The following is a 12,523-nucleotide window of genomic DNA, read 5'->3' as shown; positions in this document are numbered from 1 at the left end:
CCGTTTCAGGGCGCGGCCCCGGCCGGCAGGCCGAACAGCCGGTCAAACACCCAGTTGAAAACCAGGGTGTAGAGCAGGAAAAACACCAGCAGGCCCACGTCCATCACCAGCGACTGCCACAGACTGACCTCGAACCACCAGGCAAACAAAGGCACAAAGGTCAGCAGCAGCCCGCCCTCAAAACCCAGCGCATGCGCGGCACGGCGCCTGAAACTGCGCCCCCGCACCACCTGACGCGCCTCCCAACGCTCGAACAAGGTGTTGAAGATCAGGTTCCACAACACCGCAATCGCCGACGAGGCCAGCCCCATCACGCCCGCGTGCCCCAGGCCGTCGCCCGACATCTGGGCCAGACCGATGCTGGAACACACAATGGCCAGCCCTTCGTAGCAGGACACAAACACCACACGGCGGCGCCAGCCCTGCAAGGCAAACCACAGCGGGCGCTGGGCGCGGCCCGGTCGCTCGGGCGGGGCCGGTGCGGCCCCCGGCACGGGCGCCGAGGCTGGGGAAACCGAGGTCACAGGGGGCACATGGGGTGAGGAGGACATGCTGGCACTTTATGTGCCTTTGTCTGATACTAAAAGTCAGTTACTTTCAATTTTATTGATAGACAAACCCCTGCGCCATGGCCTTCAGTTCAGACAACATCGACGTTTTTCTCAGCGTGCTGGACCGGGGCTCCTTCTCGGCCGCGGCACGGGCGCTGGGCCGGGTGCCCTCGGCGGTGAGCATGGCCATCGCCCAGCTCGAAGCCGAACTCGACCTGAGCCTGTTCGACCGCAGCAGCCGCGAACCCCGCCCCACCGCCGCCGCCCGCGCGCTGGAACCGCAAGCGCGCCAGCTGGCGGCCCAGCTGCGCCAGCTCAACACGCAGGCCTTGGCGCTGAACCAAGGGCTGGAGGAACGCCTGACCCTGGCGATCGCGCCCGAACTGCTGGCCGCCCAATGGAGCGGCCCGCTGGCCACCCTGGCCACCGAGCACCCGCTGCTGCAGGTGGAGGTGCTGGCCGCGCCGCAGGCGGACGCGCTCAAGCTGCTGCACAGCGGCCGCGCCCAGCTGGCGCTGGTGTTCGAGCGGCCCAGCCTGGACGGTCGGGAAGGTTTTCAGGAGGTGGGCAGCGAAACCCTGGTGGCCGTGCTGGCCCCCGGCCACCCCGCGCTGGCGCAACGCGGCGGCAGCGCGGCCGGCCCCGATGCCTTCCGTGAAAACCTGCTGACCGAGCTGCGCCAGATCGTGGTGGCCAGCCGCGACCTGGCCCAGAGCGACCCGCGCTTTGTCTTTGGCCGCCATTGCTGGCGCACCGACAACCAGGTCGCGGCCCTGCGCCTGATCGAGGCGGGCCTGGGCTGGGGCTGGCTGCCGCAGTCCTTTGTGCGCTCGCCACTGGCGGCGGGCACCCTGGTTGAGTTGCCGTTTGAGAACCTCACCAACGGCCTCACGCTGTGGGTCGATGTGGTCTGGTCCAAAGAGCGCCCGCTGGGCCTGGGCGCGCGGCGCTTCATTGAGCTGATTCAGGCGCAGGACGGGCGCCGGGGAGGGCCTTGATGCACCCGGGGGGGCGACACCCGAAATGCGGCCCCCGGGGCCTTCAGGCCGCTTCGCGGTAGGCGCCAAAGCGGCCAGCCACCGGCAGCACGCGCGAGGGCACGGTCTGCACCGCCTGGGCGATGGCACCGATGTGGTCGGGCGTGGTGCCGCAGCAGCCGCCCACGATGTTGACCAGGCCTTCGGCCGCGAACTCGTGCACCAGGCGGCTGGTGACGTCGGGCGTCTCGTCAAAGCCGGTGTCGCTCATGGGGTTGGGCAGGCCGGCGTTGGGGTAGCAGCTGATGAACGTGTCGGGCGCGACCCGGTTCAGCTCCTGGATGTAGGGGCGCATCAGGGTGGCGCCCAAGGCGCAGTTCAGGCCAATCGCCAGCGGCTGCGCATGGCGCACGCTGTGCCAGAAGGCGGTCACGGTCTGGCCCGACAGGATGCGGCCCGAGGCGTCGGTCACGGTGCCGCTGATGATCAGGGGCAGGCGCTCGCCGCTGGCCTCGAAGAACTCGTCGATGGCAAACAGCGCGGCCTTGGCGTTCAGGGTGTCGAAGATGGTCTCGACCAGCAGCACGTCGGCGCCGCCCTCGACCAGGGCCTCGGTTTGCTCGTAGTAGGCGGCACGCAGCTCTTCGAAGGTGACATTGCGGGCCCCGGGGTCGTTCACATCGGGGCTGATGCTGGCGGTCTTGGGCGTCGGGCCCAGGGCACCGGCCACGTAGCGCGGCTTGTCGGGGGTGCTGTATTTGTCGCAGGCGGCGCGCGCCAGGCGGGCCGACACCAGGTTCATCTCACGCGCCAGCGGGGCCATGTCGTAGTCGGCCTGGGCGATGGTGGTGGCCCCGAAGGTGTTGGTCTCGATCAGGTCGGCCCCCGCGGCCAGGTAGCTCTCGTGGATGCTGGTGATGACGTCCGGGCGGGTCAGGCTGAGCAGTTCGTTGTTGCCCTTGATGTCTTTGTGAAACCCGGTGAAGCGGTCACCCTGGTGACCGGCCCCGGTGTACCCAGCGCCACGGTACTGCTCTTCGCTGAGCTTGAAGCGCTGGATCATGGTGCCCATGGCGCCATCGAGGATGGCGATGCGGCGGGACAGGATTTCGGGCAGCGCCTGGGCGCGCGTGTAAACAACGGGTTTCATCCCCTGATTGTAGAAAACCCCGGCCAACAGTCGGCTCAAGAGGGCTTTGGGGACGGCGCCTGGTGGCGTGGTGCGGGCGCCCAATCCCCCTGCAAAGCCCTCTGTTACAAATAAGGCTTCTTTGCTAGACTGGATGGTTATTTGGTGCAGATTTGATCGAACAAGCCTGCCCAACTCCGCAGGCACCCCGGCGACCGCGGTCGTCCGGCCTTCGCATCAAGGAAACGCATGGCCATCTGGCACAAGCAAGTCTGGAGCTCGATCGACACGGCGGTGGACAACCCCGATGTCCTGGCGTTGCATCGCCTGTGGCTTCGACAGCAAAGTGCCCAGCCGCAGCGCCTGCCCAGCCTGGCCTCGCTGTCCCTGGAGGGCGCGCTGGCCCCGTTCGCGGCCCGCATGACGGCCTATGAAGCCCTGCCCGACGGCGACTACCTGGGCCGTTTCTGCGGCGAGCAGTTCCGCCACGACGCGCGCGGCGACACCACCGGCCAGCGCCTGAGCCAGCAAGACCCGACGTTGGCGGCTTTCCAACGTGACCAGTTCGACCAGGTGGCGGCCCGACGTCAGCCGGTCTATGTGCTGCACGCCAGCCACACCAACCCCTGGGTGCTGACCTGGGAACGCCTGGTCATGCCGGTGCAGGCCGACGACGGGCGGATCTGGATCCTGGTCTTCAACGACCCCCTGGAGTCACGCACCCGCCTGCTCGAGACCGTGCTGGACAGCGCCAGCGACGCCATCCTGACCCTGCGCAGCCTGCGCGGCGTGCGCCATGACCAGGGCGAGCGCCACCACTGGCTGATCACGGTGGCCAACCGGGCCTTTGCCCGCCTGGGCGGTTGCACCCTGTCCGACCTGCGCGGCCACCTGGTGCACGAGGCCGTGCCGCTGTGGGACCAGCTGGGCCTGGAGGACGACTGCCACGAGGTGGTGCAGACCCGCCAGCCCTGCCGGCGCGAACTGCAGCACCTGCAGGGTGGCCAGGCTCAGTGGTTCAGCGTGCACATCGACCCGCTGCTCGACGGCTGCGTGCTGCGCCTGACCGACATCACCGCCAGCAAGGACAAAGAGCGCGCCCTGCTGGCCGACAACGAGGAACTGCGCCAACTGGCCTGGCGCGACGGCCTGACCGGCCTGCTGAACCGGCGGGCGCTGGACGTCATCCTCGAACGCGAGGTGGCACGCTCGCTGCGCCTGAGCGAACCGCTGGCCCTGGTGATGTGCGACATCGACCACTTCAAGGCCTTCAATGACTTCTACGGCCACCTGATTGGCGACGACTGCCTGCGCGAGGTCGGCCAGGTGCTGGGCGGGGTGATCCAACGCGCCACCGACATGGTGGCCCGCTACGGTGGCGAGGAGTTCACCCTGGTGCTGCCCAACACCCGGCTCGCGGGTGGCCTGGACCTGGTGCAACGCATCCAGCAGGCGCTGCACGACCGCGGCCTGCCCGACGCCACCTCGCCCAACGGCAAGTTGCTGACCCTGAGCTTCGGCGTGGCCGAGTTCGACCCGCGCCGCGACCCCAGCGCCCACGCTTTCATGGAGCGCGCCGACGGAGCGCTCTACCGCGCCAAGCATCAAGGTCGCAACCGCGTCGGCCTGGCCCACCCCCAGGGCATCGAAGTGCTGGAGAGCACACTGACGGCAGCCTGAGATAATCCACGCCCGTACGACCTCGCGGCGCCTTGGGCGCCGCGCCTGTTTCGGGACGCCGCCCGCTGCGGCGGCCCGCTGTGTTCCGCCACCCCGCCAAGAGTTCAGTTTGCCCTCCACCGCCGCGTCCCTCGCTCCGTCTGATGCCCACACCGTGCTGCGCGAGGTGTTCGGCTACGAGCAGTTCCGCGGCCCCCAGCAGGCCATCATCGACCACGTGGTGGCCGGGGGCGACGCCCTGGTGCTGATGCCCACCGGCGGTGGCAAATCGCTGTGCTACCAGGTGCCCGCCATCGTGCGCCAACGCGCGGGGCTGGGCATCACCGTGGTCGTCTCGCCCCTGATCGCCCTGATGCACGACCAGGTCGGGGCGCTGCACGAGTCGGGTGTGGAGGCCGCTTTCCTCAACTCGACCCTGTCCTACGAAGAAGCCAGCGACGTCGAGCGCCGCCTGCTGCGCGGCGAGATCACGCTGCTCTACGCAGCGCCCGAACGCATCACCACGCCCCGCTTTCTGTCGCAGCTCGACTCGCTGCACGAGCGCGGCATGCTGAGCCTGTTCGCCATCGACGAGGCCCACTGCGTGAGCCAGTGGGGACACGACTTCCGGCCCGAGTACCGGGCGCTGACGGTGCTGCACGAGCGCTACCCGGGCGTGCCACGCATGGCGCTGACGGCCACCGCCGACGCCACCACGCGGGCCGACATCGTCGAGCGCCTGCAGCTGCAGGACGCGGGCCAGTTCGTCAGCAGCTTTGACCGCCCCAACATCCGCTACACCATCGTCGAGAAAAAGGAAGTCACCCAGCAACTGCTGCGCTTCATCGAACGCGAGCACAGCACGCCGCAGGGCCACGACGCGGGCGTGGTGTATTGCCAGTCGCGCAAGCGCGTCGAAGAACTGGCCCAGACCCTGTGCGAGAACGGCTTCAACGCCCTGCCCTACCACGCCGGGCTGGACGCGGCGGTGCGCCAACAGCACCAGGACCGCTTCCTGCGCGAGGACGGCATCATCATGTGCGCAACCATCGCGTTTGGCATGGGCATCGACAAGCCCGACGTGCGCTTTGTGGCCCATGTGGACATGCCCAAGAACATCGAGGGCTATTACCAGGAAACCGGCCGCGCGGGCCGCGACGGCGGCCCCGCCAACGCCTGGATGGCCTATGGCCTGCAGGACGTGGTGAACCAGCGCCGCATGATCGACGAGAGCCCGGCCAGCGAGGAGTTCAAGCAGGTCATGGTCGGCAAGCTCGACGCCCTGCTGGGCCTGGCCGAGGCGATCGACTGCCGCCGCGCCCGGCTCTTGAGCTACTTTGGCCAAACCATGGCCAACGCGACCGACCACGAACAGGCCGGCGAACTGAAGGCGCTTGGGAATGCAGCCGGCGCCGGGCCGCTGCCAAGCGGGCTGCGGCCCCATCGGGGGGCAGAGAGCGACGCGCAGAGCGCGACCGCGGGGGTGTCCCACCCGGCCACCGCCGGGCCGCTCCCAAGGCGGCCGGAGCCCCCTCAGGGAGCAGAGGGCGACACGCATTGCGCGACCGCGGGGGTGTCCCATCCGGCCACCGCCGGGCCGCTCCCAAGGCGGCCGGGGCCCCCTCGGGGGGCAGGGAGTGACACGCAGTGCACGACCGTGGGGGTGTATTGCGGAAACTGCGATAACTGCCTGACGCCACCGGCGGTCTGGGATGGCACCGACGCGGCGCGCAAGCTGCTGTCCACCATCTACCGTGTGCAGCAGGCCAGCGGCATCAGCTTTGGCGCTGGCCACATCATGGACATCCTGCGCGGCAAGACCAGCGACAAGATCAGCCAGTACGGACACCAGCAGATCAGCACCTTCGGCATCGGGGCCGAGTTCTCCGAGCAGCAACTGCGCGGCGTGCTGCGCCAGTTGATCGCGATCGGCGCGCTGGCCGTGGACGCACAGGCTTTCAACACCCTGCAGCTGACCGAGGCCTCGCGCGCGGTGCTGCGCGGCGAGGTGCCGATCCGCCTGCGCCAGGCCACCGCCCAGGCGCCAGCCAGCCGCAGCAAGCGCAGCGCCAGCGGCCCAGGCGGCGCGGCCGCCAAGCCCACCATCGCCCTCGAAGGCGGCGCACTGCGCCGCTTCGAGTCCCTCAAGGCCTGGCGCACCGAGGTGGCGCGCGAGCACAACCTGCCGGCCTATGTGATCTTTCACGACGCCACGCTGGCGGCCATCGCCGAGCGCCACCCCAGTTCACTGGACGAGCTGCAAGGCATCAGCGGGCTGGGCGCGCGCAAGCTCGAAGCCTACGGGGCCGAGGTGCTGCGCGTCTGCACCAGCGCCTGAGGCGCTGCGCGCACCGCCCCGACTCAGGCCCTGACGCGGAAGATGCGCACCGCGCGCTGCAGCGTGTCGGCGCGGCGCTCCAGGGTTTGCGTGGCCAGCGCCGAGGCCTGCGCCAAGCCGGCGTTGCGCTGGGTCACGTCGTCAATCACCTGCATCGCCTGATCGACCTGCGTCACGCCCAGCAACTGCTCCTGGGCCGAGGTCTGGATGTCCTGCAACAGGCCGCTGACACGCTGCACCGCGGACACCACGCCCTGGATGGTGCGGTTGGCCTCGTCCACGCGCTCGGCGCCTTGGCTGACGTCCCGCGCCGAGCGGTCGATCAGCTGGTGGATCTGCTGGGCCGCGTCGCGGCTGCGTTGGGCCAGTGCCCGCACCTCGGTGGCCACCACCGCAAAGCCCCGCCCCTGATCGCCCGCATGGGCCGCCTCGACCGCTGCATTCAAGGCCAGCAGGTTGGTCTGGAACGCCAGGGCCTCCATCAGCTCGACGATGTCGGCGATGCGGCGCGAGGACTGGTGGATCTGCCCCATGGACTGCGACACCGCGTCGGTGGCCTGACGGCCCTGGTCGGCGTTGTCGCGCGCGCGGTCGCTGAGCTGGGCCAGTTGCGTGGTGGTGTCGCAGGTCTGCTGCAGCGAGGCTGTCATCTCGGTCACCGAGGCCACGGTCTCGGTGACGGCCTGGGCCTGTTGCTCGCTGCGCGCCGACAGGTCCAGCGTGCCGTCGCGGATGCCGCGCGCCTCGGCCACCATGTCCTCGACCTCGGCACGCACATCGGTGACGATGGCGCGCATGTTGAGGTTGACCAGCCACAGCTGGCGCTTGATCTGACCGATCGGGTGGGTCGGGTCGTAGTCCAGCACGCCGTCCAGGTTACAGCTGGCCAGGCTGCCTGCCACGTCGGCCGCCTCTTGCAAGGGCTGGGCCGTGCCCTGCCAGAACCAGAGCTGAAAGCCCCCCCAGCACACAGCACCGGCCCCCAGCTGAAGCGCCCAAGGCGGCAGCCCCACGGCCGCCGCCAGGCCCGAGGCCCCCACGCCCCACGCCAACAGCTGCGAAGCCGCCGCGGCCAAGCCCACGCGCTGCGCCAAGGTCAAACGGAAGCGGCGCTTGGGCAGGTCGCGCCACCCGACGCCACGCACCCCGCCGGCGTGCAGGCGGAACGAGCGCCGGCCCGAGCGCTTTTCTTCAGCCAGGCGCGCGTACAGGGTCTCGGCGGCGGCCACCTGCTCGCGCGTCGGGCGCAGGCGCACCGACATGTAGCCCACCGGCTTGCCATGCTCCATGACCGGTGAGACATTGGCCTGCACCCAGTAATGGTCGCCGTTCTTGCAGCGGTTCTTGACCAGGCCCGACCAGGCGCGGCCTCGGCCGATGGTCGACCACAGGTCGGCAAAGGCGTCGGCAGGCATGTCGGGGTGGCGCACCAGGTGGTGCGGTTGGCCCAGCAGTTCGTCGTAGGCGTAGCCGCTGATGTCGACGAAGGCGCGGTTGCAGTGGGTGATGCGCCCCTGCACATCGGTGGTGGAAACCAGCACCACCCCTTCGGGAAGCAGCACTTCGCGCTGCGTGACCGGCAGATTGATTTTCATGGGAGACGTCGGTGACCCGATCCGATTGGCATTCACCCCCGATTGAAAACCAGGGCAGCGCCCCAGGGCTTGACGGCCATCAATCGATGGTCGAACTGTCACCTGGGCGGCACAAAGCGCACGGCAGGCCCCAAAATAGGCGCCATGCTCTCACTCCAAGACGTCCAGCAAGCCGCCGAGCGCCTGTCCGCCCATGTGCTCAACACCCCCTTTGTCGAGTCGCGCACCCTGTCGCAACTGACCGGGGCCCAGATCTACCTGAAGTTTGAGAACCTGCAGTTCACCGCCTCGTTCAAAGAGCGCGGCGCCTGCAACAAACTGGCCCAGCTCAGCGATGAGCAGCGCGCGCGCGGCGTGATCGCGATGAGCGCCGGCAACCACGCCCAGGGGGTGGCCTACCACGCCCAGCGCCTGGGGCTGCGCGCGGTCATCGTGATGCCGCGCTTCACGCCGGGGGTCAAGGTCGAGCGCACGCGCGGCTTTGGCGCCGAGGTGGTGTTGCACGGCGACACCCTGGAGGACGCGCGCCAACACGCTTATGCGCTGGCCGAGGCGCAGCAACTGACCTTTGTCCACCCCTATGACGACGAAGCCGTCATGGCCGGCCAAGGCACGGTGGGGCTGGAGATGCTGAGCGCGGTGCCCGACCTGGACGCGCTGGTGGTGGCCGTGGGCGGCGGCGGGCTGATGGCGGGCATCGCCACCGTGGCGCGCGCGCTGCGGCCCCAGATTGAACTGGTGGGGGTGCAGACGGCGCGTTTCCCGGCCATGGTCAACGCCCTGCGCGGCACCCAGCACCCGCAAGGCAGCAGCACGATTGCCGAGGGCATCGCGGTGGGTTCGCCCGGCGTGCTGACCCGCGCGGTGCTGGCCGAACGCGTGGACGACCTGGTGCTGGTCGATGAAGGCGACATCGAGCAGGCCATCGTGATGCTGCTGGAGATTGAGAAAACCCTGGTCGAAGGCGCCGGCGCCGCAGGCCTGGCGGCCGTGCTCAAGCACCCCGAGCGCTACCGCGGCCGCAAGGTGGGCCTGGTGCTGTGCGGCGGCAACATCGACCCGCTGCTGCTGGCCGCGATCATTGAACGCGGCCTGGTGCGCTCGGGCCGCCTGGCGCGCATCCGCGTCAGTGCGCGCGACGTGCCCGGCATGCTGGCACGCATCACCGCGCTGGTGGCCGAGGCTGGCGCCAACATCGACGAGGTGCACCACCAGCGCGCCTTCACCACGCTGGCGGCCCAGAACGTCGAGATCGAACTGGTGGTGCAGACCCGCGGTCCGCAGCACATCGACGAGCTGCTGAGCCGCCTGCAGGCGGCGGGTCTGGAGGCGGTGTTGCAAGGTCACCACTGAGGGGCTGCACGGCGGCGCGGTGAGCTGGTTAGAATCCGGGCATTCACCCGTTTGAGGAAAATCAATGTCCCACCACCACGACTCTGCCCACGCCACCGACGCCAGCACCGATCCTGTTGAAGCCGTGGTGCCGCTGATTCCCGTGGTGCTGCCCATCGTCGGCGGCGTGCTGATGTTCTTGCTGGCCTTCATCGCCGTGACCCTGGCCTGACGCCACGGCCGGTGCCGCCCACCGGTCCCTGGCCACCCTCCCAGCGAGGGTAGCCCCCCAAAGAAACCGCCCTCGAGGCGGTTTTTTGTTGTCCAGCGTCCGGTGGGGGCCCGGGCCACCCAAGACCATCAGGCGATGCCAGCGGCTGGGGTGCTCCCAGCGGGCACTGGGCACGCGGCCCCGGGCCCCGACCAGCCTGTTTTTTCAGCCCAAACGGGTCAAGACAGCACCGCTCCCGGGGCGTGGCCACCCCGCCGTGGCGCCCAGGGGGGCTTATCTTCACGCATAACCCCATGCAAGTTTTGCATGAACTTTGACGGTAACCGCGAGACTTTCTGCGGGCTCCTTCATAAAATCGTCATCCCAGCCGACCCGCGGTGCCCGGACAGCCTGATTTCCGTGTGCGCCCGTGAACCGCCCGCCGACTGAGCCGCCCAGCCGTTTTCTCAAAAGGTTCTGCGACGCCGCCCGGCCGCTCGCCGACAGCCAGGCCCTCTGCGCGCAGCGCACCGACCCGACTGCCCCGCACGCCACGAGGCCCTTTTGAAAAATCGACTTTTCAACTTAGGAGCCTCCCGATGAACTCACCCGTGATGCAGGGCCTGACCCTCAACACCCCTGCCTACGTCAAACACGCCAAGCTGATCGCCTGGGTGGCCGACATGGTGGCCCTGTGCAAGCCCGACAGCGTGTACTGGTGCGACGGCAGCGACGAGGAATACGACCGCCTGTGCCAGCAACTGGTGGACGCCGGCACCTTCAAGAAGCTCAACCCCGCCAAGCGCGCCAACAGCTTCCTGGCCTGCTCCGACCCGAGCGACGTGGCCCGGGTGGAAGACCGCACGTTCATCTGCTCCGCCAAGAAGGAAGACGCCGGCCCGACCAACAACTGGAAAGACCCGGCCGAAATGCGCGCCCTGCTGCAGCCCCTGTTTGACGGCTGCATGAAGGGCCGCACCCTGTACGTGGTGCCCTTCAGCATGGGCCCGCTGGGCTCGAACATCGCCCACATCGGCGTCGAGCTGACCGACAGCGCCTACGTGGCCGTCAACCAGAAGCTCATGACCCGCATGGGCAAGGCCGTGTACGACGTGCTGGGCGTGGAAGGCGAATTCGTGCCTTGCCTGCACACCGTGGGGGCCCCGCTGGCCGAAGGCGAAACCGACAAGACCAGCTGGCCTTGCAACCCGACCACCAAGTACATCGTCCACTACCCGGAAACCCGCGAAATCTGGTCCTACGGCTCGGGCTACGGCGGCAACGCCCTGCTGGGCAAGAAGTGCCTGGCCCTGCGCATTGCCTCCAACATGGGCCGCGAACAAGGCTGGCTGGCCGAACACATGCTGATCCTCGGCGTGACCAACCCGCAAGGCAAGAAGTACCACGTCGCTGCGGCCTTCCCCAGCGCCTGCGGCAAGACCAACTTCTCGATGTTGGTGCCCCCGGCGGCCTTCGACGGCTGGAAGGTCACCACCATCGGTGACGACATCGCCTGGATCAAGCCCCAAGCCGACGGCAGCCTGCGCGCCATCAACCCCGAAGCCGGCTACTTTGGCGTCGCCCCGGGCACCAACACGCTGACCAACCCGAACTGCATGGCCAGCCTGGACAAGGACGTCATCTTCACCAACGTGGCCCTGACCGACGACGGCGACGTGTGGTGGGAAGGCATGGAAAAGGACAGCGGCAACACCCCGGCGCACCTGATCGACTGGCAAGGCAAGGACTGGACGCCCGCCATCGCCAAGGAAACCGGCGCCAAGGCGGCTCACCCGAACGCCCGCTTCACCGTCGCCGCCACCAACAACCCGGCCCTCGACAGCGCCTGGGACGACCCGGCTGGCGTGACCATCGACGCTTTCATCTTCGGCGGCCGCCGCTCGACCACCGTGCCCCTGGTGACCGAAGCCCGCAGCTGGACCGAAGGCGTCTACATGGCCGCCACCATGGGCTCTGAAACCACCGCTGCGGCCTTTGGCCAACAAGGCGTGGTGCGCCGCGACCCGTTCGCCATGCTGCCGTTCTGCGGCTACAACATGAGCGACTACTTCCAGCACTGGCTGAACATGGGCAGCAAGATCACCGCCGCCGGTGGCAAGCAGCCCAAGATCTTCACCACCAACTGGTTCCGCAAGGGTGAAGACGGCAAGTTCGTGTGGCCCGGCTACGGCGAAAACATGCGCGTCCTGAAGTGGATGATCGACCGCATCGAAGGCCAGGCGCAAGGCGTCGAAACCATGTTCGGTGTGGCCCCGGCTTACGCTGAAATCAACTGGACCGGCCTGGACTTCAACGAAGCCCAGTTCAACACCGTGACCAGCATCGACCGCGCCGCCTGGGTCGAAGAACTCAAGCTGCACAGCACCCACTTCGAGCAACTGGCTTACCACCTGCCGCAAGAGCTGGTCAGCACCAAGGCCGCCCTGGAGCAACGCCTGGGCGCCTGAGGTTCCCCCCCGATCAACGCCAGGGCAGGCGTTCTCCATTGACCTGCCCCGGCGTTGTGACGGCGCTGCTGTCCATCAGCACCACCGCCAATGCGCTCTGCGCTTGGCGGTTTTTTTTCGCCCCAGCAGCGCTCTGGCGCGGGTGTGGGCAGCCCCACCGACCGCGGACCGCGGGCCGCGTTGCGGCAACGGCCCGGCCGGGGTCGCAGGCGCCAGGGGCCTCGGCGGGTTCACCGCATCGGGGTGGCGCGGCAGCGGAGACT

General features: G+C 68.5%; 9 protein-coding genes. 6 read left to right on the top strand and 3 right to left on the bottom strand.

The window, feature by feature from the left end; translation table 11 throughout:
• Positions 1-5: 5 nt before the first annotated feature.
• Positions 6-428, bottom strand: a complete 423-nt coding sequence (locus tag PSQ40_RS17145; RefSeq protein ID WP_273953224.1) for a PACE efflux transporter — start codon at positions 426-428, stop codon at positions 6-8.
• A gap of 200 nt (positions 429-628) precedes the next feature.
• On the opposite strand from PSQ40_RS17145, the gene PSQ40_RS17140 reads away from it, so the two are divergent.
• Entirely contained in the window at positions 629-1,549 is a 921-nt protein-coding gene (locus PSQ40_RS17140; protein ID WP_273953110.1) for a LysR family transcriptional regulator, read from the top strand.
• Positions 1,550-1,592: 43 nt separating this feature from the next.
• Here PSQ40_RS17140 and PSQ40_RS17135 read toward each other — a convergent pair whose 3' ends face one another.
• On the bottom strand, positions 1,593-2,678 hold the full coding sequence (locus PSQ40_RS17135; RefSeq protein WP_273953109.1) for a homocysteine S-methyltransferase family protein: 1,086 nt from the start codon (positions 2,676-2,678) through the stop codon (positions 1,593-1,595).
• A gap of 228 nt (positions 2,679-2,906) precedes the next feature.
• Here PSQ40_RS17135 and PSQ40_RS17130 point away from each other — a divergent pair, with 228 nt between their 5' ends.
• Positions 2,907-4,337, top strand: a complete 1,431-nt coding sequence (locus tag PSQ40_RS17130; protein WP_273953108.1) for a GGDEF domain-containing protein — start codon at positions 2,907-2,909, stop codon at positions 4,335-4,337.
• Between the two features lie 109 nt (positions 4,338-4,446).
• Positions 4,447-6,654, top strand: a complete 2,208-nt coding sequence (locus PSQ40_RS17125) for a RecQ family ATP-dependent DNA helicase (RefSeq protein WP_273953107.1) — start codon at positions 4,447-4,449, stop codon at positions 6,652-6,654.
• 23 nt (positions 6,655-6,677) lie between these two features.
• On the opposite strand, the gene PSQ40_RS17120 is transcribed toward PSQ40_RS17125, so the two are convergent.
• A complete protein-coding gene (locus PSQ40_RS17120) occupies positions 6,678-8,249 on the bottom strand; it encodes a methyl-accepting chemotaxis protein (protein ID WP_273953106.1) in 1,572 nt (523 codons plus the stop codon).
• Between the two features lie 144 nt (positions 8,250-8,393).
• Here PSQ40_RS17120 and PSQ40_RS17115 point away from each other — a divergent pair, with 144 nt between their 5' ends.
• From PSQ40_RS17115 to PSQ40_RS17105, 3 genes are all read left to right on the top strand, one after another.
• Complete coding sequence (locus PSQ40_RS17115; RefSeq protein ID WP_273953105.1) at positions 8,394-9,602, top strand: threonine ammonia-lyase; 1,209 nt, start codon at positions 8,394-8,396, stop codon at positions 9,600-9,602.
• A 64-nt stretch (positions 9,603-9,666) separates the two neighbouring features.
• The gene (locus PSQ40_RS17110) at positions 9,667-9,813 is read left to right on the top strand and encodes a hypothetical protein (RefSeq protein WP_273953104.1); all 147 of its coding nucleotides are present in this window, start codon (positions 9,667-9,669) and stop codon (positions 9,811-9,813) included.
• A 578-nt stretch (positions 9,814-10,391) separates the two neighbouring features.
• Positions 10,392-12,260, top strand: coding sequence for a phosphoenolpyruvate carboxykinase (GTP) (locus PSQ40_RS17105; protein WP_273953103.1), 1,869 nt, complete (start codon positions 10,392-10,394; stop codon positions 12,258-12,260).
• Positions 12,261-12,523 lie beyond the last annotated feature (263 nt).

The organism is Curvibacter cyanobacteriorum (assembly GCF_028649475.1).
Classification (GTDB): Bacteria; Pseudomonadota; Gammaproteobacteria; order Burkholderiales; family Burkholderiaceae_C; genus Curvibacter; species Curvibacter cyanobacteriorum.
Note: the sequence above shows the minus strand (reverse complement) of the source record. Positions and strands in the feature narration are given on the sequence as shown.

What these genes read in the sequence shown, in the direction of transcription:
- PSQ40_RS17110 (WP_273953104.1), top strand. Translation starts at nt 9,667, where the DNA reads ATGTCCCACCACCACGACTCTGCCCACGCCACCGACGCCAGCACCGAT.
- PSQ40_RS17115 (WP_273953105.1), top strand. Translation starts at nt 8,394, where the DNA reads ATGCTCTCACTCCAAGACGTCCAGCAAGCCGCCGAGCGCCTGTCCGCC.
- PSQ40_RS17130 (WP_273953108.1), top strand. Translation starts at nt 2,907, where the DNA reads ATGGCCATCTGGCACAAGCAAGTCTGGAGCTCGATCGACACGGCGGTG.
- PSQ40_RS17105 (WP_273953103.1), top strand. Translation starts at nt 10,392, where the DNA reads ATGAACTCACCCGTGATGCAGGGCCTGACCCTCAACACCCCTGCCTAC.
- PSQ40_RS17135 (WP_273953109.1), bottom strand. Translation starts at nt 2,678, where the DNA reads ATGAAACCCGTTGTTTACACGCGCGCCCAGGCGCTGCCCGAAATCCTG.
- PSQ40_RS17140 (WP_273953110.1), top strand. Translation starts at nt 629, where the DNA reads ATGGCCTTCAGTTCAGACAACATCGACGTTTTTCTCAGCGTGCTGGAC.
- PSQ40_RS17120 (WP_273953106.1), bottom strand. Translation starts at nt 8,249, where the DNA reads ATGAAAATCAATCTGCCGGTCACGCAGCGCGAAGTGCTGCTTCCCGAA.